This is a genomic window from Marinobacter sp. F3R11, assembly GCF_003318275.1.
Taxonomy (GTDB): Bacteria; Pseudomonadota; Gammaproteobacteria; order Pseudomonadales; family Oleiphilaceae; genus Marinobacter.
The window spans coordinates 226255-247720 of the sequence record NZ_QOCH01000013.1 but is presented as its reverse complement, the minus strand read 5'-3'; the positions used below and the strand labels follow the sequence as shown (position 1 = coordinate 247720).

Sequence of the window (21466 nt, the reverse complement as noted above, 5' to 3'; positions counted from 1 at the left end):
ATGCGATAGTCGGGAACGTCCTAGAAAAAACAATCCGACCTATGACATCTTCAACCTGATAGCGAAGGGGTTTAGTGTGAACAAGTCCGAACTAATCGATGCAATTGCAGAATCTGCAGATATTTCCAAAGCCGCCGCTGGCCGTGCTCTGGACGCAATGACCAACTCTATCACCGGTGCCCTCAAAAAAGGCGATCAGGTTACTCTGATCGGTTTTGGTACTTTCTCAGTGAAAGATCGTGCTGCGCGTACAGGCCGCAACCCGCAAACGGGTGCTGAGATCAAGATTGCAGCCTCTAAAGTGCCTGGCTTTAAAGCAGGTAAGGCTCTGAAAGACGCCGTTAAGTAACGGTTCTTTCTCCGGCGACTCCTGTCAAAGGGAGTTGCCAAGAAGAATTCAAGGCGCATTCCGACAGGGTGCGCCTTTTTACGTTAAGTGCACCGGCAGAGGGGTTCGGGAGAAACATGCTTCAAGATATGCGGGAAAATTCCCAAGGCACTATTGCCAAGATCATTATCGGTCTATTGATCGTGTCTCTCTCCATTTGGGGAATGGATGCCATTGTTGGTGGTTTCTCCGGTGAGCCGGAAGTAGCTACTGTCAATGGTGAAGATATTACCGAGCGGGAATTTCTGCGGGTTGTTCAGATGGAGAGTCAGCGTCGCCTTTCCAGCATGGAACGGCCTGATCCGACAATGCTGAATGAGGACCAGATCCGTGCGGATGTGCTTGATGCCCTGATTCAGGAACAGGTGCTTATTCAGGATGCCAGTGCTCAGGGCCTTGCGCTCAGTGATGCGGACATCGATGCTCTGATTACTCAAATGCCACAGTTTCAGGTTGACGGGCAATTTAACCGTGACCGCTTTGTTGCTTCGGTGCGTAACCTGGGCATGGGGGTAGGTGAATTCCGCGAAGCCATGCGCAAGCAGTATGTGGTGAATCAGATTCGCAGCGGCATCATGCAGAGCGGTCTTGTTGCTGAGGCGAATGCATCCGGGTTGCTGAGTATCCAGAATCAGACCCGGAACTTTCGTGTTGTTCAGCTTCCTGCAAGTGTAGTGGCTGATGACGTTGAGGTTACAGACGCAGACGTTGAGGCCTTCTATGAGGACAACAAGGATGCATTCAGGCAGCCGGAACAGGTGGATGCTGCCTACATAACCTTGTCACTGGGTGCGTTGGCAGAGAAGATCGAGATTGATCAGGAAGAGCTTGAAGCATACTACCAGCAGCGCGCCGGCGATCTGGCTCGTGAAGAGCGCCGTGCGTCCCATATTCTGATTGAGGACGGGGCAGACGCAGAACAAACAATGGCAGCCATTCAGGAGCGCCTGGAGGCTGGTGAGAGCTTTGAGGAACTGGCCAAAGAGTTCTCTGTTGATACGGTGTCTGCCAAACAGGGTGGTGATTTGGGTTATGCCGGTCGGGGCGTTTATGACGAAGGTTTTGAAGAAGCTTTGTTTGCCCTGGAAGAGGGCCAGGTTTCCAGCCCGGTTAAAACCAGCTTTGGTGTGCACCTGATCCGCCTCGATGATGTTCGTCGATCAGAGGTTCCCCCATTGGAAGAGCTTGAACAGCAGCTACGTGGTGAGCTGGCCCTCGAACGTGCTCAGGAAAAGTATGCAGAAGTGCGTTCGGAGCTGGCTGACTCGGCCTATGCCGCAGATGATCTCATAGGGCCGGCGGAAGAACTTGGTCTGGAGATTCGTGAGGCCCAGGGCATTACGAGAGATGGCGGACAGGCACCATTTGATCACGCCGGGCTGGTTCGTCAACTTTTCTCTGAAGACGTTCTTGAAAGTGGGTACAACACAGAGCTGATTGACGTTGGAGATAATGTTTCTGTTGTTGCCCGGGTTCGTGAGCACCGTGAGGCCCAACAAATGGCTCTTGAGGATTTGCAGGATGACATCCGTGCCAATCTGGAAGCGCGTAAGTCCTGGGAACTGCTTGAGGCGCGTGCTGAGGCCATTGTTGCCAGTCTTGAGGCAGGTGAGTCTCTGGATACCCAGAATGCGGGTGACTGGGAACTGTTTGAGGCGCAGGCAAGGAACTCGGCGAGTGTTGAGCCGCAGATTCTGCAGACAGTGTTCGCTCTTCCACGCCCCAGTGAGGAAGCCGCGAGTTATGGCATTGCCATGACGCGAACAGGCGTTGCGGTTGTTGCTCTGGACGCTGTGAATGAGGGTGATGCAGAAGAGGGCAGCGCAGATCTGGATCAGTTGCGCAAGTTCCTGGCATCTCTTGAAGGTCAGCGTGAATACGCAGCTTATCAGCAGTTTTTGAGAAACAGCGCGGAAGTATCCCGGCCATAAAGAAGCGGCGGTACCCATAAAAAAACCGGACAACCTGAGTTGTCCGGTTTTTTTTTGCTGTCTGTCGTCCGGTGAGCTCTCAGTCAGGATTTGAAGGAAGACGGGTGGGTTTAAGGCTGTCTTTGATTTTTTTCAGATGTCCCAGAAAGTCGGTGCCGCGTTTGAGGGTAACGCCCGTAGCCAGGATATCTATAACGGTCAGATGTATTATTCTGGAAGACATAGGCATGTAAACCTCGATGTCTTCTGGTGCGGTAACTTCCAGGGCAACAGTGCAGACTTCTGCCAATGGGGAGTCTGGTGTTGTGATACCAATGACGGTCGCGCCATTGTCCCTGGCAATCCGTGCTATATCGACGGTTTCTCTGGTACGCCCGGTATAGGAAATCATGACGATAACATCCCCGACACTGGCGCCAGCGGCTACCATTCGCTGCATAAGCGCGTCGTCATAGGACATGACCGGCAGGTTAAAGCGGAAAAACTTGTGTTGAGCATCCAGAGCGACCGATGCCGAGCCGCCCATACCAAAAAAATTGATTTGCCGGGCCTGGATCAGATAGTCAATGGCCGTTGCCAGTGCTCGCGGATTCAGTGCCTGGCGGGCTTTATCGAGGTTGGCAATGGTACTCATCATGATCTTGTCGGCAAACTCAGCAACCGTATCGTCGGGCTCTATGTTCTGGCCGATATAGGGTATTCCCGTGGCAATACTCTGCGCGAGCCGGATTTTGAAATCCGGAAAACCTGTGGCCGAAAATCCCCTGCAAAACCGGTTGACCGTTGGCTCACTGACGTTTGATGCTCGGGCCAGGGCGGCAATACTGTAACGGGTGGCGGCGCTTGGATCTCGCAGGATAGCCTCTGCTACCTTGCGCTCTGACTTGTTCAGAGTGTCCAGTCGGGACTGGATGTCTTCCAGTAGATTCTCGTCACGATGTGCCTGATTTACAGCCATCAAAGCTACTCCCTGAATCCTTTGCAGGATGGTTATTCAAAGCGGACTGAGTATACCGGGATTTTAACGTATTTTGGGTAGTAAACGTATCAATAGCCTGATAACGCCCTTGGATTAATCCGGGACTAGTGTCATTATTTGGATAGAATTACTACATTGAAGTGTTAGAGCAGGCGCGTAATTCTGTGGCCTGATTCACCTGAGAGGTATACCCGATGGTCAACAGGATCACAAATCGTTGTGACATCATGCTGTTCGGGGCTCTGGGCGACCTTGCCCAGCGTAAACTGTTCCCTGCTTTTTATCAGCTTGAGCGAGCCGGCCTTCTGGCGAATGACAGCAGAATACTGGCACTTGCCCGGCGGGAACTCGATACCGCAGCAGTTCGCAAGCAGCTATTGGAAAGGCTGGAACAGAGCGTAAAGCCCGAAGAGTTTGATCGTTCGGTAGCTGAGGCTTTTTTGCAGAGGGTGGAATACCAGGTCCTGGATTTCCAGGATGAGAAGGCGTTCGGGGTTCTCAACGATTGGCGCGAAGGCGGGAACTGTGAGAGAAGTAATGAGCTGATCGTTTATATGGCCACCCCACCAGCCATGTACGGTGTTATTGCCCGCAATCTCCGCTCAGCCAGTTGCTGTACAGAAAAGACGCGGGTTGTTGTTGAGAAGCCTATCGGTCACGACCTTGAATCTTCCCGGGTCATAAATGACGAACTTGGCGAGGTTTATAAAGAAAGCCAGCTCTTCCGGATCGACCACTACCTCGGTAAAGAAACTGTTCAAAACCTTATTGCGCTCCGCTTTGCCAATAATCTTTTCGCCTCCCAGTGGGACCAGAATCATATTTCTCATGTGGAAATCACAGTTGCCGAGAGCGTAGGTATTGAGGGTCGCTGGGGTTATTTTGACAAGGCCGGGCAGATCCGGGACATGATTCAGAATCACATGCTGCAGCTGTTATGCCTGATAGCCATGGATCCGCCCTCTGATTTATCCGCCGACAGTATCCGTGATGAAAAGGTGAAAGTGCTCAAGGCTCTTCGGACAATCACACCGGATATGATGGAAAGTTATGTGGTGCGTGGCCAGTACACGGCTGGTACCAGTATCGGAAAGCCGGTTCCCGGATATCTGGAAGAAGAGGGGGCCAACAAAAGAAGTGAAACAGAGACATTTGTAGCGCTGAAAGTTGAAATCGATAACTGGCGCTGGTCGGGAGTTCCGTTTTATATACGTACGGGTAAGCGTCTACCGGAAAAGTTGTCTCAGATTATTATTCATTTCAAGCCTGCTCCTCACTATATTTTTGATCCTGACCAGAAGCATCTGGCAAACAACAAGCTGATCATCCGGTTGCAGCCGGATGAAGGTATGTCTCTCAAAATACTTACGAAAGATCAGGGCTTGCATAAGGGGATGCGGCTACGACAGGGTCCGCTTGAACTGACGTTTTCGGAGACATTTGAAGCCGAACGGATTCCTGATGCCTATGAACGTTTGCTATGGGAGATCATGAAAGGTAACCAGTACCTGTTCGTGCGGCGCGATGAGGTGGAGTATGCCTGGCGCTGGGTGGACCAGATTATCAGGAACTGGAGTGACGGCGGTGATCCTCCCAAGCGATATGCCGCAGGAACCTGGGGTCCGGTAGCCTCCATTGCGATGATTACTCGTGATGGAAGGAGCTGGTATGAAGACGCCTGATATGGTTTGGCCGGCCGGTGTGGAGGCTCATTTGGGTGACTCGGCGCAACAGGTGGCACTGGAACTTGCCAGTGCAGTTGCAGAGTTTCTCAACGGTCGGCTTTTGGTGGCCAGGCGCGTAAGCCTTGCGGTTTCAGGTGGGTCTACGCCTCTGCCGTTTTTCCGTGCATTGTCTCTGAAAGACCTGGACTGGAACAGGGTGGATGTTGTCCTGGCGGATGAACGCTGGGTAGATGAAACCGATGCAGCCAGCAACACCAGGCTGGTAAAAGAAAATCTGCTACAAAATAACGCAGCGGCTGCGACGTATTTTTCATTGAAGCAGAAAGGGGATACTCCCGAAGACGGTCTGGAGGCTGCCAGAAAGGAGCTTGCAAACCTGACGCGCCCACTGGATGTATTGATTTTGGGAATGGGGAATGACGGCCACACAGCGTCCCTGTTTCCGGATGCTCCTGAGCTGGTTCATGCTATGGACACGGAAAGCCGGGAAGTGGTTGCTGCTATGACACCGCCATCGCAGGCCCAAAAGCGCATCACGCTAACCTATGCCTTGATGCGTGAGGCCCGCTATACGGCGCTGCACCTCAAGGGTGGTGAAAAGCTGGAAACATTGAAGCGGGCTTTTGGTCAGCAGGATGACCTTCTTGATATGCCTGTACGTGGCTTCCTGAAACCCGGCTTGCAGGTTTTCTGGAGCCCCTAGTCCTTCTAAATCACATATGGAGAGAAGCATGAGCCAGATATCGGGTTTTCATCGCGATCGGATCAGGACTGTTTTGAAGGCTTCGCCATTGATGCCTGTTATCACCATAAAACATCTGGATGAAGCTGTGCCGCTTTGTCAGGCCCTGTTTGATGGTGGAATTTGCGTGATGGAAATAACCCTGCGCACAGAGCATGGGCTTAAGGCAATTGAGCGTGTGCGGGAAGCTATCCCGGAAGCCTGGGTTGGTGCTGGAACAGTGACCTGCCTTGCCCAGTATCGCCAGGCAGAAGCCGCTGGCGCCCAGTTTATAGTTACTCCCGGGGTCACAGAAGAGCTTCTCGAATTTGCATTAACCTCAGAGTCGCCACTTTTACCCGGTATTTCAACCGCCTCTGAACTGATGCTCGGTTACGGTAAGGGGTATCGGGAATTCAAGTTTTTCCCTGCGGAAGTGGCGGGGGGAACCCCCGCACTGAAAGCATTCAGCGGCCCATTCCCGGATGCAACCTTCTGTCCGACGGGTGGCGTTCGCCGCGACACTGCCCGGGACTATCTGTCCCTGGGCAATGTGCAGACTGTTGGCGGTAGCTGGCTGACGCCAGCCGATGCTGTTGCGAAGAAAGACTGGGCGAAGATCGCAGAGATAGCCCGGGGTAGCTTATCCGATATCAGCTGATATCGGAGCCAACGCGTACAATCTTCATGGTGTTGGTTCCACCCTGGGCATTCACGTAGTCACCCTTGGTGATAACCACCAGGTCGCCCTTGCTTACCACTTTCCGGTTCACCAGCTCCGCTACAGCAAGCGCGTTGGTTTGCTCATTCAGAATCTTCGCAGAATCGAATGGAATTGTCTGAACGCCACGATACATAACAACCCTGTGCTGGGTGCTGTGGTGCCGTGAATACGCAAAGATCGGAAGACTGGATTTGATGCGGGACATCAGTCTGGGCGTGGCGCCCGTTTCCGTCATGCAAATGATCGCCGTTACACCTTTAAGGTGATTTGCCGCATACATGGCGGACAAGGCAATGGCCTCATCGACAAGCTCCATGCTTTCATGAATCCGGTGGTTGGACTGGTGCATTGTCGGGTGCTTTTCCGCACCGATACATATGCGCACCATTGCCTCTACAGCTTCTACCGGATAATCACCCACTGCCGTCTCGGCAGACAACATAACGGCATCTGTGTAGTCCATTACAGCGTTCGCCACATCAGACACCTCTGCGCGTGTTGGCATAGGGCTGGTGATCATGGATTCCATCATCTGGGTTGCGGTAATAACCGCACGGTCCAGAACCCGGGCGCGGGCAATGATGTGTTTCTGTACGCCTACGAGCTCTGCGTCACCGATTTCGACGGCGAGGTCGCCGCGCGCCACCATTACTACATCTGAAGCCTCGATAACCGCATCCAGAGCGGCTTCGTCGTGGGCCAGTTCTGCGCGCTCGATTTTTGCAACCAGACCCGCTTCGGAACCGGCTTCTTTCAGAAGCTGGCGAGCGGTGTGCATATCTTCGGCGGTGCGGACAAACGATACTGCAACGTAGTCGGCCCCAAGACGTGCAGCTGTGACTATGTCTTCCTTGTCTTTATCCGTCAGAGCGTCGGCAGAAAGCCCGCCGCCACGTTTGTTAAGGCCCTTGTTGTTGGAGAGCGGTCCGCCGATCAGAACCGAGGACGTAATGCTGTGGTCATCGACTGACTGCACTTCCATTTCGATACGACCATCGTCCAGAACAAGGATGTCTCCAGGCGCCACATCATCAATGAGCTGCTCATAATCAATGCCGACACGTTCGTCCGTACCGGCTTCCTTGTCCATTGCAGCATCCAGTACAAAAGTTTGCCCTGCTTTAAGGATAACTTTATTGTCAGTAAAGCGGGCAATGCGAAGCTTGGGACCCTGAAGGTCTGCAAGCAGGGCTACGAAACGGCCCTGGGCAGCAGCTGCCTGTCGAACCCGTTGTGCTCGCTTGATGTGTTCTTCTGCGCTGCCGTGGGAAAAGTTGAGGCGGGCGACATCAATACCTGCGGCTATAATGGCAGCCAGCGATTCGGTAGAGTCTGTGGCGGGGCCTAAGGTAGCGACAATCTTGGTACGCCTGAGCATGTTGTTATCCCTTCAAGGTTTGATAGGTAGTAAATGTGTCAAAAAATCATGACTAAATTATGACATAAGGGTGATGATACCAAAAAAAGAACGTAAAATTACGTCCATATGTCATTAAATCTGCTTTGAGCAAAGGAGCCTGATATGCATGCTGTCGTAGACAGAGTCACCCGGCGAATCATCGAACGCAGTCGACCATCCCGGCAGAATTATCTGGCTCGAATGAGCGAGCTGAAATCCCACTCACCACATCGCAATTCTCTTTCCTGCGGTAATCTTGCCCACGGTTTCGCGGCTTGTCACCAGGAAGATAAAGACACTCTGAAGCTGATGAACAAAGCCAACGTGGCCATAGTGTCTGCATATAATGACATGCTTTCTGCACATCAGCCCTATGCCGCATTCCCGGACGTTATCCGCGAGGCTGCTCATGGAATGGGGTCCGTAGCCCAGTTCGCCGGTGGCACGCCCGCCATGTGTGACGGGGTGACCCAGGGGCAGCCGGGTATGGAACTCAGCCTGTTTTCCCGGGATACCATCGCCATGAGCACCGCAGTCGCTCTGAGCCACAATATGTTTGATGCCACACTGTTGCTGGGTATCTGCGACAAGATTGTTCCGGGGTTGTTGATTGGAGCCCTGAGCTTCGGTTATCTGCCCGGTATCCTTGTGCCTGCAGGCCCCATGCCTTCGGGCCTGCCCAACAAGGAAAAACAGCGTATCCGTCAACTATATGCAGAGGGGAAACTGGGAAAAGACGAGCTTTTGGAGGCTGAAAGCAAATCCTATCACAGCCCGGGCACCTGCACTTTTTACGGAACGGCCAACAGTAATCAGTTACTGGTTGAAGTCATGGGGCTGCATCTGCCGGGAGCGGCGTTTGTAAATCCAGGCACGCCATTAAGGGACCAGCTGACGCGCGCGGCAACAGAGCAGGTTATCCGCTTGTCCAGGCCCCAGGGCGGTAATCTCGGCCTGGGAGATATGATTTGCGAAAAAACCATCGTCAATGCGCTGGTTGCGCTTCTGGCGACAGGTGGGTCCACCAATCACACGCTGCACTGGGTGGCGATAGCCCGCGCTGCCGGCGTCCTGATTGACTGGAACGACTATGCGGAGTTGTCTTCCGTGGTTCCATCCATGACTCGTGTTTACCCCAATGGTGAGGAAGATGTAAATGCTTTTCACGAGGCCGGAGGTACACCTTTCCTGATCCGTGAGCTCCTTGAAGGAGGCTACCTGCACAACGATGTGGAGACAGTTGTCGGGCATGGTCTTGAACAATACACACGTACACCTGTTCTGGAAGGTGACAGGCTGGTCTGGCAAGCCGCTCCGGAGAAAAGCCTGAATCCGGGCGTATTGAGTTCGGTTGCCGCGCCATTTGCTCCTGACGGCGGGTTAAAGGTGCTGGATGGTAATCTGGGTCGCGGCATTATCAAGGTATCGGCCGTTGCCCGGGAGCATCGCAAAATTGAAGCGGAAGCGGTGGTTTTCAACGACCAGAACGAACTGAAAGCCGCCTTTGATGCGGGCGATCTGGACAAGGACTGTATTGTCATCGTTCGGTTTCAAGGGCCTAAATCCAATGGCATGCCTGAGCTACACAAACTGACGCCCTACCTTGGGGTATTGCAGGATCGGGGTTTCAGGGTTGGCCTGGTTACCGATGGCCGCATGTCCGGCGCATCGGGCAAGGTTCCGGCGGCAATCCATGTTTATCCGGAAGCTCTCGAAGGAGGGCCTCTGGCAAGGGTTCGTGATGGTGACCTGATATCTCTGGATGCTGATAAGGGGATCTTGTCGGTTGCTGTCGACGAGGTTGAATTTGCACAACGTGAACCGGCAACACAGGATTTGTCTGGTTATCACCAGGATTATGGAAGAGAGTTGTTTGGCTGGATGAGACGCTCTGTGGGGACTGCTGAAGAAGGAGCCTGTGTTTTCTGGAACCACGAGGCATGATTACTGCCGATTATTCCCTGGTGGGTGATATAGGTGGCACTAATGCCCGTTTTGCGTTGACAGAGAGGGGGAAGGTCCGGCCCCGGATGATTGAGGTTCTGCGGTGTCGGGATTATGGGACTCTGGATGATGCAATAGAGCACTACCTGGAAAAGGCTGGTGTTGGTTCGTTGCACGATGCCTGTCTTGCAGTTGCCTCGCCGGTGCAGGGTACTGCCGTGAAAATGACTAATAACAGCTGGCAGTTTGATATTGATTCCGTGCGCAGACGATTTGGCTGGACGGGCTTCAGGGTGATTAATGATTTCACTGCGATGGCTTTGGGAGTCCCTCATGTTTCAGATAAGCAGCTGGTTCATGTTTGCGGCGGCCCTGGCGATGGCAGTCGTCCCCGACTCGTCATCGGGCCAGGCACTGGTCTGGGTGTATCCGGTCTGGTTCCAGTCAGCAATGGCTGGGTTCCTCTGGCCACAGAAGGTGGGCATGTAGATTTCGCCCCTACAGACGATACAGAGATGTCCATCCTGAAAATTCTCAAAGCTAAGTTCGGGCGGGTGTCTGTGGAGAGGGTTCTGTGCGGGGAAGGACTGCTGAACCTCTACCGGACACATGCTGAGATTCAGGGTGTAGGCGCACCGCTTTGCACGCCTGAAGCCATCACTATGGCCGCAATAGAGGCAGGTGACCCCCTGGCGCGACATACATTGAATCATTTCTGCGAACTTCTCGGCAGGGTGGCGGGCAATGCGGTTCTGACCCTTGGAAGTACAGGTGGCGTGTATTTGTGTGGGGGCATAGTACCCAGAATGCTGGATTTTTTTCTCGCAAGCCCGTTTCAGCGGGGTTTCGAGGATAAGGGGCGCATGCGCTCCATGCTGGAAAGTACACCGGTTTACGTTGTAAACGACCCTTATACAGGCCTTTTGGGAGTGGCTGAAGCTTTGGGTAACCCGGAAGTGTAGAGTGACGGACAATGGGATTTATGCCGTTGCCGGGATAAGGTGAAACAATGAACAATACCCTTGCTCAATTGCCGTTTGATGAACTGGTTCGCCGGGTACGCGCCTGTACGATCTGTGCGGATGTCTTGCCTTATGGGCCCCGGCCTATCGTACAGCTGTCACAGACATCGCGAATTCTGGTGGTGGGGCAGGCACCGGGAAAGCGGGTGCACGAAACCGGTCTGCCATTCAATGATCCCAGCGGTGATCGACTCCGGCAGTGGATGGGCATTACGCGGGAAACATTTTACGATGAACGGGAACTGGCCATCCTTCCTATGGGGTTCTGTTATCCCGGTACCGGGAAGTCCGGTGATTTGCCGCCACGGCCGGAATGCGCACCCGCCTGGCGCAATGCCTTACTGGACCGCTTGTCCAATATCGGACTGACTTTGGTGATAGGCCAATATGCCCACGCCTGGCACCTTCCGGACGGTAAGAAGTCTGTAACTGAAAATGTCAGGAACTGGCGTCATTACTGGCCAGAAGTGTTGCCCATGCCCCATCCCAGCCCGCGGAATAACCTGTGGTTGCGCCGGAATCCCTGGTTTGAGGCAGAGGTGATTCCAGAGCTTCAGGCGCGGGTTTCCGGGCTTTTATCAGTATCGGACAACAGATAACTCTCCAGTGCCAGAGTCTGTGTTTCTGATGCGTAAAGCCCCTGCTTGGTACGACGCCAGAGGATGTCCTCTGCTGTCATTGCCCATTCCCGTGACACAAGATAGTCCACCTCTCTCTGGTAAAGGTTGCCAGTGAAGAGAGTGCCCAGATCCGCAACAGACCCAGTGCCGTCAAGAATGTTTCTGCATGCCGTGCCATAGGTTCTTACATAACGCTGCCCAAGTTCCGGAGGCAGCCATGGAAACTCTTTTTCCAGCGCAGCCTGAAGCGATGCCTTGCTGTTGAAGTTTCCTCCCGGAAGCACCGCATTGTGGGTCCAGGGAGCGCCAGCTGTGGGGAAGAACTCGCAAAGTTTGTCTGTGGCAACTTCTGCAAGCTTACGGTATGTGGTTATTTTGCCGCCGAAAATTGAGACAAGTGGTGCCTGGCCGTCTTTGTGGTCCAGTTCATAGGAATAGTCCCGCGAGGCTTTTTGCGCATCTTCTTCATCATCAATGAGAGGTCTTACTCCGGAATAGGACCAGACGATGTCTTTAGAGGTTGTCTGGTTCCGGAAATAAGTATTAACGATTTTCAGCAGGTAGCTGATTTCATCCTGTGATATGCGGGCAAGAGATGGATCCCCTTCGTAGTCCACATCGGTAGTACCTATGAGGGAAAACTTCTCTTCATAAGGGATTACAAAGACTATGCGTTCATCTTCGTTTTGCAGAATATAGGCCTCATCGCTGGTGTTCAGGCGAGGCACAACTATATGACTGCCTTTTACCAGGCGAATCTGTTTTGGTGCCGGGGCCGTGATGATTCCCGAAAAGAGTTTGCTGGCCCAGGGGCCAGATGCGTTTACTAAGGCTTTTGAAGAAATTTCTGTTTCTGCACCTGAGATACTGTCTTGCAGGCTTATCGTCCAGCTGCCTTTTCCACGAGAAGCTTTGGTGCAGCGGGTTCTGGGGCGAATAGAGGCTCCAAGTTGTGCGGCTTTGCGGGCCATGAGCACAACAAGGCGAGCGTCATCCACCCAGCCGTCTGAGTATTCGAACCCCTTGGTGATTTCTGGCTTAAGGGGGCTGTCACTGCCAAAGGTGATGGATCGGGATCCCGGCAGCAACTCACGTCTCGCAAGGTGATCATAAAGGAAAAGGCCTGTGCGGATCATCCAGCCCGGACGCAGGTGTGGCTGGTGTGGGAGGCGAAAGCGCATTGGCCACATAATATGAGGCGAATTGCGCAAAAGGGCTTCGCGCTCTGCAAGAGCCTCCCGAACTAACCTGAACTCATAGTGCTCCAGGTAGCGCAAACCACCATGAATGAGCTTGCTGCTGCTGGAAGAGGTAGCGGAGGCCAGGTCATTCATTTCGCAAAGCAGGACTTTCAGGCCCCGCCCTGCGGCGTCCATGGCAATTCCGGTGCCATTGACGCCACCGCCTATAACGACAAGGTCGAATGATTGCTGCTGCAAAGTAGAACCTCCATCAGAAAGTTTTCACAGCAGCTATTGTGCCTGAAATACAGGCCGGGTTGTTACAGGCTCAGAGGCTTGCCTGCCGCTCTGCGGCGAGCTTCCCATTCTTGCCTGGTTTGAACCGCGTTTTCCCCGGGCATGGATTCAACAATGCTGAAGTAATCCGAGCCGAATGGGTCGGCCATGATCGTTTCCCGGGGTTTGACTTTGACCACATAAACAGACTGTACATTCTGGTGGTCGAACTCACGCCAGTATTGTTCATCCTTCAGGAAGGTGTACCTGTGTCCCTCGAGAGCGCGAATAACTGACTGGGTGTTGGTGGTTCCTGCACGCTCCACGGCATCCTTGTATTGATAAACAATGCTGTAGGCCGACGCCGCAGCCGTGGACGGGCGCATTTCATAGCGTTTTGAGAAGGTTTCCACAAACTCCTTGCCGCGCGGGTAGTCCAGCTCGTAGGGCACGTTCCATACCCAGGGGCTGCCGCCGACAACACCTTCCATAATGGTCGGGCCGACCTGGCGGGCCATGCCCAGAGTCAGGTTGGGCACAACCACTTGCATTTTCTTGGTCAGACCCATTTCGTAGGCCACGTTAAGTGCGCGAACCATGTCTTCTCCAAACAGCACCAGCATCAACACTTTGGCTCCGCTTGCCTCGGCCTGATTCAGGGCGCTTTGAAAATCGTTAACATAGGCTCGGGGGAAAGGGGTTTTTACACCAAAATGGCGTTTGGTGTCTTCGGTGCCGGTAAATTTGCGCACCGATTCCTCTACAGACCAGCCCCAGGTGTAGTCTGCAGTAATGTAGAAATAGTCTTCATCCGCGTGGTTTCGGTTCAGGTATTGGCTGAGAACCTTGGCCGTCATCCAGGCGTTGTACGGTTCCCGGAACATGTGAGTGTGTGCTTCGCTCCCGGTTGTCGCGTTGGAGTAGGTGAGGGTGCCAAAATAGACCCGGTTGCGGTCACGGGCTGCTTTGCCGGAGGCAATGGCGACGCCACTGGATACACCACCGAACACCATCTGGACACCTTCGTTGTCAATCAGGTCAGCGGTATTTCTCGCTCCCTTATCTGGTTCGCTCCGGCTGTTGCGGATAATCAGTTCAAGTTGCTGTCCCCTTACACCGCCTGCTTTATTGATTTCGTCCACAGCGAGAAAAGCGCCCAGCCGCTGTTGCAGGCCCTGATCTTTGTAGCGTCCCGTTTGGGGATAGTTGAGGCCGATCTTGAGAGTTTCTGCGGCTACTGTACTTGCAGCAAGAATGAGCAGACAAGCTGCCAGAAGTGCTTTTGCGGGATTCATAAAAACTCCATTTACTTTTATTAGATGTAATACGAAAAGCAGACGCCCTGAGAGTTGTTGTGTGTAAAGGCGACTGTCTGACATTCCGGATGAAGGATAATCTCGCATGCGATTATAAGTCCAGCAGACAGACATAAAGTGGAAATTCGCGTAAAAAATTGTACGCTTGTACGCATACAGACATGACCCATGCTTTTATTTGTCACGAAAGCGTGAATTGTAGAACTGAGAAACCCGGGAGGGGCCACAAATGTCGGGCAAAAGTGTGTTAGGAGAACTCATCGCCTGGCAGACGGGGCACTGTTACCTCGGTGAAGTTCTGGTCGCACGCACGGTGGCTGGCGTTTGTGCGGTGTTGCCGGGTGAGTCTCCAGAGGAATTGGTGGCCGAACTGGCCCGCCGATTTCCGAATGCCATACTCGAGCATGCCAATAATTCCCGGGCGGAGTGGTTTGCAGGTGTTATGAATTACCTCATTGACAGTCGCAGACCGCTTTCAGTGCAACTTGACCTTCGTGGTACAGACTTCCAGCGCAGAGTCTGGCGTGCACTTCAGGAAATCCCCTCTGGCAGTTCGGCCAGCTATGGTGAAATCGCCCGGCGTATGGGCGTGCCTTCTGCTTCAAGGGCGGTAGCTGGTGCCTGTGCCGCCAATCCGCTGGCTGTCGTTATTCCATGTCACCGTATACTTCGCGGAGATGGCAGCCTTTCCGGGTATCGATGGGGCGTGAGGCGTAAGCAGGCGTTATTAAGTCACGAACAGGGGTTGTCTGATCGCTAATGGGAAAAACAAATTTATGATGCTTCTGACGAACAGGCGCGGCGCCGGCTTGCGATCACTCCTATGGCTTATGTTGCTTATTGGGTCTTCGTTTGAGGCTCGTGCGCAGTGGTATAAATACACAGATACGGCAATGACGACCCCGGTGGAACTGGAGTTCTGGTTCAGTGATCAGGATGCGGCTGATGCCATTGCTGAAGAAGTTATGGCGGTGTTTCATCAGGTAGACAGGAATATGAGCCGTTATCGCGAGGATTCCGAGCTCTCGATCCTCAATCTCCATGCTGCAGATAAGCCGGTAAAGGTAAGCCCCGGTCTTTTCCAGGTGCTGGAAAAGGCAGAAGAAGTGTCAGAACTCAGCGGTGGAGCCTTTGATGTCAGCTTCGGATCTGTAGGTTACCTGTATGACTACAGGGCGCACCAACAGCCATCTGAGGATGATATCCGCTCAAGGCTTGGCCACATACATTATCAGGACGTGATTCTGGATAAGGCGGAGCATACTGTTTTTTATCGTCAGAAAGGTCTGTTGATTGACCTGGGGGGTATTGCGAAAGGCTACGCAGTAGATCTGGGCATTGAGCGCCTTGTGCGCGCAGGCGTCCGCCACGCGCGGCTCAGTGCGGGTGGCGATCTGCGTCTTTTAGGGGATAAACGTGGAAACCCATGGATTGTGGGTGTCCGGGATCCACGCTCGGAGGATCGCAGTGCTGTTGTGTTACCACTGGAAAATGTTGCCATATCCACGTCAGGTGATTATGAGCGCTTTTTTATCAATGATCAGGGAGAGCGTGTTCATCACATACTGTCGCCGGGCACCGGTAAATCTGTGCGCGGTGTGCAGAGCGTTACAATTATTGGTGACAATGCGCTGACAACGGATGGGTTGTCTACAGCGGTATTCGTGCTTGGGCCGGAGAAGGGGCTGGAGATGATCGAAAGGTTACCTGGCATCGATGCGATTATAATTGACGACAAGCGGGTGATGCATTTTTCCGAGGGCCTGGCGCCCCCGGAAAAATGAAGTGGCTGCCCTCAGGGTTGAGATGGGATTGTACCGTTGACCACACTATCAAATGCAATCAGCCTTTCCTGACTGGCTGTGTTGCCAAGTCCATGCCCCATGAACGTCGAAGCGAAGTCTGCCTGTTCACCATGAAGCGCCATATAGTTCAGCAAAACGGTCTGAACCAGCTGGTTTACATTGTTTGCAGCAGGACTGGAGGCGGTTTCTACGGACCCATCTGCGCGCATAAACCCGATCTGATTGCGGATAGGGGTAGGGCGCCCGTTAGGATTGTAAACAAGGAAGAATGAGGCGGCTGTCTGTTGGTTGTCGCCTGTCCACTCGCCTTTGCCGCGGGCATCTTCAGAGTCATCAATACGCCCGTTGCTGGAAACGGAACCATCACTGAATACATACAGCATCAGGGGCATCCCCACTCTTGCTGCGTATTCCAGGCAGGCTCCCATACAGCGTCCCGCGAGTTCATCTCTGCGCTCTCCGGTTCCGCGTTCACCAGTATGATAGTCGTAGCCACCCATGGTAATGGTGCCTGCTCCAGCGTAGCCGCTCAGAACCAGTTTCATGACTGAGGCTGTTTTCTGGAAATCACGACTACTGTTGAACTCAGTACTTGAGAATATTCCGCCGGGGCCGACGATGTCCGGATCCGCCATCGGATCAAGGTCTGCCGGGTTACCAAAGCGGTCTGCCAGGTCTGCACTCTTGATATAGCCACAGCGAACCAGGTCCTTAACAACTTCATCTGTTGAGATGCCGGTGTTTACCTTGTCCATTTTTTTATCGCTGATGCGCTGAATGGATTCCATAACGGCCACGGCGTCGCCCTGGTCAAGAATACCGATCAGGTCACCCACATCTACCAGTCCGGTTACATCGGACGGTCTGTCAATCTTGGTAGGTCTCACTTGGGGATTGATCAGGTCCATCGGTGACAATGAGTTACCGCCTGAATCAGTGCTTTGCGAGCCAACCAGTGATAGCAGGGAGCCGTCCGCACCGGCCTTGTTGATGCCGTACATCGGGTTGTGGGGGTTGTTACCAGTATCATTTTCCGAGCGGGCAGCGATGATTGCGCCATTGGTGGCGGCGCGGGTGCCAGCACTGGTGCTTTGCTGTATACCGCGCAGGAAGGCACTGTCGGAGTGAAACGCCAGCCCCAGTTCTTCATTCACAAACGCTGGATCGTTCGGCAGCATATCACCTGGCAGTCCGAGTTTGCTGTAGCCCGCTGTACTCAGAAAATCCATCTGACCGCCGGATTTGCCCATCAGTACATTGGAGCCGGCTATATTTGCGCCGCCAGCCAGGTCGAAACAGATAAACGGAATTTTGCCGGCCCCCTGAACGGCAATGCCACAGCCACTTTTCAGGCTTTCCAGGTCTGAGGAAAGCGCAGCCGACGCCATTCGAGGGTTTCCGAACAGGCTGAATATCGAGGCACCAAACACTGTTGCTGTACCTGCCATCATGCCTTGGGCAATGAATTCCCTGCGGGTACGTGGCCGCGCGTGGTCGCTGTGAAAGAGGGGCTCGCCATTGGCCAGTGGCCGTTTACGGGATTTGCGTATAAACATGAGCGTTATCCTCTACTGAACCAGTGTAGTGGCGCTGCCAAGAACAGCAGCACAACTTGCTTTAACAATTGTTTCGGTACGGTCATCCGAGCAGCCGCCGGTACCACAATCAGACAGCCTGTCAATCAGGGAGCCCAGTTCTGTTTCAACTTCCAGTACTGTAGGCTGCGTCGACAGGTTTTCTCCAACGAATCGGGCTAACAGCGGGCCGGTAACCAGGCTTTTCCCGCCGTGATCAAATGCCGTTTCTGCAGGTGCAGAGAAGTCAAACCCAGGGAAAAAGTCTGCCCTTGCCACCCCATCGGAGATGAGGGCATCGCAATACTGAATCGCCATCTGGGTAACAGCCATCTGATGAGACGACAAAAAGCCGTCGATATTTTCGATGGTCGGCAGTTGTTGCTTGACGGTAGTGAAGGTGTTCAGGACGGCCGGTTGAGTTTTTGAAACGCCGGTCATGCGGGCCATAGACTCGTTGATCTCGTCAAAGGTCTTCAAACCAATGTCTGATGAGGGTTCCAGATCTGCTGGTTCTGCTTCGCTGGGCAGAGCAGACTCCGTGCGCGCATAGGTGTTACTGCCCAGTCGGTCAAACGTCAGGAAGAACTCATCGGTTTCGGGCCCGTTTTCCAGGGCTATGATCGTACCCAGACGAGATAGTGGCTGACCTGTCCCGGGCTCGTAGAATTCGCTATCCAGAACCAGGTCCAGATTTGCCCAGGCCTGGCCTACAGCGGCTTCTTTACCGTTTATGCCAAGGCGCATGCCCTGAAGCGGGATGTTGGAAGGCTCGACCGTTTCATCAAGGCTTATAAAGAAGGGACTGGTGAACCTATAGCTGAAGCTGTCGAACTGACTTACCTCGAAAACAATATAGCTTTCAGCCAGATCAACAAGATCAGATACGTTAAACAGCAGGAAGAACTTCTGGCCAACACCTACTTCGAAGTTGGCGAGAACCTGTTCCGGAGTAAGGGCGCGCTCATGGATGGCTACCATACGAATGGCACCCTGCCAGGGCGAATTCCCATCGGTTTCGTTGCCCAGTACCAGTGCAAAGCTATCGTCCCACTCGGAGAGCAGTCCGGCATCGTCAGGGTCAATGTCCCCGGAAGGTTGGCCGTTTACGAAGATCTGCCGGCCTGTTCCAGGGGAATAGTTTACGACAACATGTTGCAGGGTGGCCTGCAGAAGCTTATCGCCATCTTGTGTAGCAAACGGAGTGTTTTCATCGCTGGTCGTACTGCGGTGCAATACTTCATACCGTTGCAGCGACTGGCTCAGTGTCATGTTGCGCGTAGTGGCAGATCCGGAATAGGTGACAATCCTGGCATCTTCCTGAGTAATGTTGCCAGGGGCTACCCAGGCCTCGATAGCGTATTCACCGGTTCCGGTCAGCAATGTGTGCAGCTTGCTGCTGTCTGCGGTAGAGCCCTGGGCTTTACCTGCCGGCACAGTGCCGCCTTGTTCAGTTTGCACTTCCGGGCCTATGTCTATGCCCCATCCTCCAACCCAGTCCACATTTCCGATGAGGGTCAGGTTGAGGGCAGGAGATACACCGCTGGTATCGAAGGCTGTCTGGCCTTCGCCGGCCTTGAACTCATAAAGGGCAATGATGTTATCTTCAAAGCGCCCGCCTGCGTTGGCCAGAAGGCCGTCACTGTCAAGAACCAGAGCTTTACTGGTGAGCAGTTCAGGATCCACCGGCTGAAGTTCCTGCAGTCCGGACAGTTCCAGAATTTTCGATTCCATGATGGCTGCATCACTCTCGCAGTCTTCCGTCCAGCAGTTGTGAGCATCAAACGCCAACCTTACTACCAGGCGTGAATTGGCTGGTGTGTTCAGGTCAATCCGGCTCTTGGACTGCTCATAGGCGGTTTCTATATTGCTACTGGCAATGTAAGGAGTCTGACCGTTGTCTCCGTGGCATTCGCTGCAGAAGTCTTCCAGAACCGGGTAGACAGTGTTGCTGAAATCGGTAGGGTCATCGGGCAGGCTCACCGTATTTCCCGGATCTTTTATGGCCGGTGCACTGAGTTCTATGGTCTTGGCCGAGTTTGATGAGCCTCCGGCCCAATTTGTAATATAGGTAGTCAAAATGTCGGCGCAGACGGAGTCGCTGGTTGCCCAGCAATTGTGGCCACCGGCTACCTTGGTCACCATCAGCGACTGGGAAGGGGATGACAGATCTACAATTGTATTGGCCTGGGCGTAAGCCGTGTTGATGTTCTGGCTGTCAACGAATGTGGGGGACTGCCCGCCAGTACCGTGACAGGAGCCGCATCGGTTGTCTTGTACAAGATTGTCCCAGACGCTGAGTTTGAAGTTCTGTACATCATCGCTGGCCGGACTGGGCCCGTTGTAGCTTGTAGACCCGGAACTAGCGGCTGTATTTGGCAAGGCCTCGGTAGACTCTCCTCCACAGGCGCTGAGGAGTAACGTGCTCAGGACCAGTGTTGCGATAGAGGCCGCTGAGCGCAGAGAATTCTTTTGACGACGGATTTTTTTTATCATGGCTCTCTTACTCCCCGGCACAGTAGACGGCAGACTCAGCGAATACTTGCTTCAGGTTGTAACCTGTAGTCTTGAAGCTGGCTACCATTGCATCGACCTGGTTGCGATCATCACTGTCCGAAGGTGGTCGAAGACACACGTTGTTGAAGACTTTTTCCACCTGGCACTCGGCAAAGGCTTCTGAGTTAGCCCACTCCTGGCCCAGACTTTTTGCACCATTACCCGAGCCGGGCAGATCAGGATCCCAGCCCAGACGGCGGTTGGTGCCTTGTCGCCAGTAGTTGTCCCATTGGTCATCAGGCGTCACATAGCCTTGTTCAAACGTGGCGGAGTTAATGTGATATTTACCCACCACCCGCGACTGGGTGTCGGGGTCAATGTCGTTAACGGTGTTATAAACAAGTCTGCCGAGTTCCCCATCGGGATCGCTGTCAGGGTCATAGTCATAGTCGTAGTATGCAAAGGCTTGTGTCATCGGATCCATGCCTGTGTGACAACCCACGCAGTTGTTCAGAAATACTCTGCTGTCACCGCCAGGGCTTCTGGACACATCCTGACGAATCCTGTCCGGAGGCAGTGACACGTCGGCAACCTGTTCCAGATCTCTGCACATATGGTTGATCAGGGTGAACCGGAACATGGCCCGGTTGGTGCCGGCGCTGAAGAATGCCCTGGCTGCCGCGCGAGAGGTGATAACGCCGGCGGTGGCACTGGCCGGAAGTCCGCTGAAGGTCGACTGGTTTACCCGTTGGAGGGCGTCTTTCAGGGGTTCACCGCTTTCCTCGAGTTCTTCGTAATGGGTGTTGTTAGAGGGCGAGTATGAGGTCAGGCCGAGGTCTGAGTCCCCTACATAAAGTACGTCGCCATACAACACTTCACGAAAATCTGCTTCATCCCGGACCAGGCCGATTACGGTTGCGGTGTAATCGTTAAGCGGGACGAAGGGGGTCATGGCCTCGTTTGTCCAGGGAGCAGCAAAATTCTTGAGAGTCGCGTCATAGAAGGCCGGGTCGTCCATTGCGAGGTCTGCTGCTTCGAGCGCGTTCCCGTCAGTAATATAGCCTTCCATTAAATCAAGAACCGACTCGGAGGGTGGTACGCCTGCAATCCTGTCGTGAATCCGTTTGGCCTGTTCTCTTGGTCCGGCACCGGCGGCGCAGGCGTAGGTGACGGTCAACAGAATCAGGAGTGACATACTGCATGCCTTGAATGCGTTAGGCCGCATTCTTTCTGGGGCTTTCATGTCGCTGTCCTCGATGGCTTTATTTTGGCTAGGGCACAATAGGTTAGTTTGACAATTGTTAAAAGTTTATACTTGCAATTAGCATCGAAATTGTGGCTTGCGGCACGTAATTACATTTACTTACGTAAAATCCGTAGTGCTTTAAAAGGCTCACACTTAATT

The 21466-nt window shown here is 53.5% G+C and carries 17 protein-coding genes; 10 read left to right on the top strand and 7 right to left on the bottom strand.

What is annotated here, in order from left to right; translation table 11 throughout:
• Positions 1-76: 76 nt before the first annotated feature.
• Positions 77-349, top strand: coding sequence for an HU family DNA-binding protein (locus DS878_RS06145; RefSeq protein ID WP_044386154.1), 273 nt, complete (start codon positions 77-79; stop codon positions 347-349).
• 116 nt (positions 350-465) lie between these two features.
• Complete coding sequence (locus tag DS878_RS06140; protein WP_113815093.1) at positions 466-2319, top strand: SurA N-terminal domain-containing protein; 1854 nt, start codon at positions 466-468, stop codon at positions 2317-2319.
• A gap of 79 nt (positions 2320-2398) precedes the next feature.
• Here the strand turns inward: DS878_RS06140 and hexR are convergent, their stop codons facing one another.
• Positions 2399-3277: a transcriptional regulator HexR gene (gene hexR, locus DS878_RS06135; protein ID WP_113815092.1), complete on the bottom strand. Its 879-nt coding sequence runs from the start codon at positions 3275-3277 to the stop codon at positions 2399-2401.
• Between the two features lie 215 nt (positions 3278-3492).
• Between hexR and zwf the strand changes: the two genes are divergently transcribed.
• From zwf to DS878_RS06120, 3 genes are read left to right on the top strand one after another with little or no spacing between them, the layout of a single operon-like run.
• On the top strand, positions 3493-4980 hold the full coding sequence (gene zwf / locus DS878_RS06130; protein WP_113815091.1) for a glucose-6-phosphate dehydrogenase: 1488 nt from the start codon (positions 3493-3495) through the stop codon (positions 4978-4980).
• Entirely contained in the window at positions 4967-5686 is a 720-nt protein-coding gene (pgl, locus tag DS878_RS06125) for a 6-phosphogluconolactonase (protein ID WP_113815090.1), read from the top strand. Before zwf ends, pgl begins: the two co-directional genes overlap by 14 nt.
• 28 nt (positions 5687-5714) lie before the next feature.
• A complete protein-coding gene (locus DS878_RS06120; RefSeq protein ID WP_113815089.1) occupies positions 5715-6365 on the top strand; it encodes a bifunctional 4-hydroxy-2-oxoglutarate aldolase/2-dehydro-3-deoxy-phosphogluconate aldolase in 651 nt (216 codons plus the stop codon).
• On the opposite strand, the gene pyk is transcribed toward DS878_RS06120, so the two are convergent.
• Positions 6358-7806 (bottom strand): pyruvate kinase, encoded by a 1449-nt coding sequence (gene pyk / locus DS878_RS06115; RefSeq protein ID WP_113815088.1) that lies wholly within the window; start codon positions 7804-7806, stop codon positions 6358-6360. The genes DS878_RS06120 and pyk overlap by 8 nt on opposite strands.
• Positions 7807-7950: 144 nt before the next feature.
• Here pyk and edd point away from each other — a divergent pair, with 144 nt between their 5' ends.
• From edd to DS878_RS06100, 3 genes are read left to right on the top strand one after another with little or no spacing between them, the layout of a single operon-like run.
• Complete coding sequence (gene edd / locus DS878_RS06110; RefSeq protein WP_113815087.1) at positions 7951-9771, top strand: phosphogluconate dehydratase; 1821 nt, start codon at positions 7951-7953, stop codon at positions 9769-9771.
• The gene (gene glk, locus DS878_RS06105; RefSeq protein ID WP_113815086.1) at positions 9768-10733 is read left to right on the top strand and encodes a glucokinase; all 966 of its coding nucleotides are present in this window, start codon (positions 9768-9770) and stop codon (positions 10731-10733) included. The genes edd and glk overlap by 4 nt, the downstream gene beginning before the upstream one ends.
• A gap of 47 nt (positions 10734-10780) precedes the next feature.
• Positions 10781-11392: a uracil-DNA glycosylase family protein gene (locus DS878_RS06100; protein ID WP_113815085.1), complete on the top strand. Its 612-nt coding sequence runs from the start codon at positions 10781-10783 to the stop codon at positions 11390-11392.
• Here DS878_RS06100 and glpD read toward each other — a convergent pair.
• Together glpD and DS878_RS06090 are read right to left on the bottom strand one after the other, a co-directional pair.
• Complete coding sequence (gene glpD / locus DS878_RS06095) at positions 11347-12852, bottom strand: glycerol-3-phosphate dehydrogenase (RefSeq protein WP_113815084.1); 1506 nt, start codon at positions 12850-12852, stop codon at positions 11347-11349. The genes DS878_RS06100 and glpD overlap by 46 nt on opposite strands.
• A 62-nt stretch (positions 12853-12914) precedes the next feature.
• The gene (locus DS878_RS06090; protein ID WP_113815083.1) at positions 12915-14165 is read right to left on the bottom strand and encodes a substrate-binding protein; all 1251 of its coding nucleotides are present in this window, start codon (positions 14163-14165) and stop codon (positions 12915-12917) included.
• Positions 14166-14415: 250 nt separating this feature from the next.
• On the opposite strand from DS878_RS06090, the gene DS878_RS06085 reads away from it, so the two are divergent.
• Entirely contained in the window at positions 14416-14946 is a 531-nt protein-coding gene (locus tag DS878_RS06085; protein ID WP_113815082.1) for a methylated-DNA--[protein]-cysteine S-methyltransferase, read from the top strand.
• Between the two features lie 133 nt (positions 14947-15079).
• Entirely contained in the window at positions 15080-15970 is an 891-nt protein-coding gene (locus DS878_RS06080) for an FAD:protein FMN transferase (RefSeq protein WP_113815440.1), read from the top strand.
• An 11-nt stretch (positions 15971-15981) separates the two neighbouring features.
• On the opposite strand, the gene DS878_RS06075 is transcribed toward DS878_RS06080, so the two are convergent.
• The 3 genes from DS878_RS06075 to DS878_RS06065 are packed head-to-tail and all read right to left on the bottom strand — an operon-like array spanning position 15982 to position 21304.
• A complete protein-coding gene (locus DS878_RS06075; protein ID WP_113815081.1) occupies positions 15982-17547 on the bottom strand; it encodes a general secretion pathway protein GspF in 1566 nt (521 codons plus the stop codon).
• 12 nt (positions 17548-17559) lie between these two features.
• A complete protein-coding gene (locus DS878_RS06070; protein ID WP_113815080.1) occupies positions 17560-20061 on the bottom strand; it encodes a LamG domain-containing protein in 2502 nt (833 codons plus the stop codon).
• A gap of 7 nt (positions 20062-20068) precedes the next feature.
• Entirely contained in the window at positions 20069-21304 is a 1236-nt protein-coding gene (locus DS878_RS06065) for a hypothetical protein (RefSeq protein ID WP_261977632.1), read from the bottom strand.
• Positions 21305-21466 lie beyond the last annotated feature (162 nt).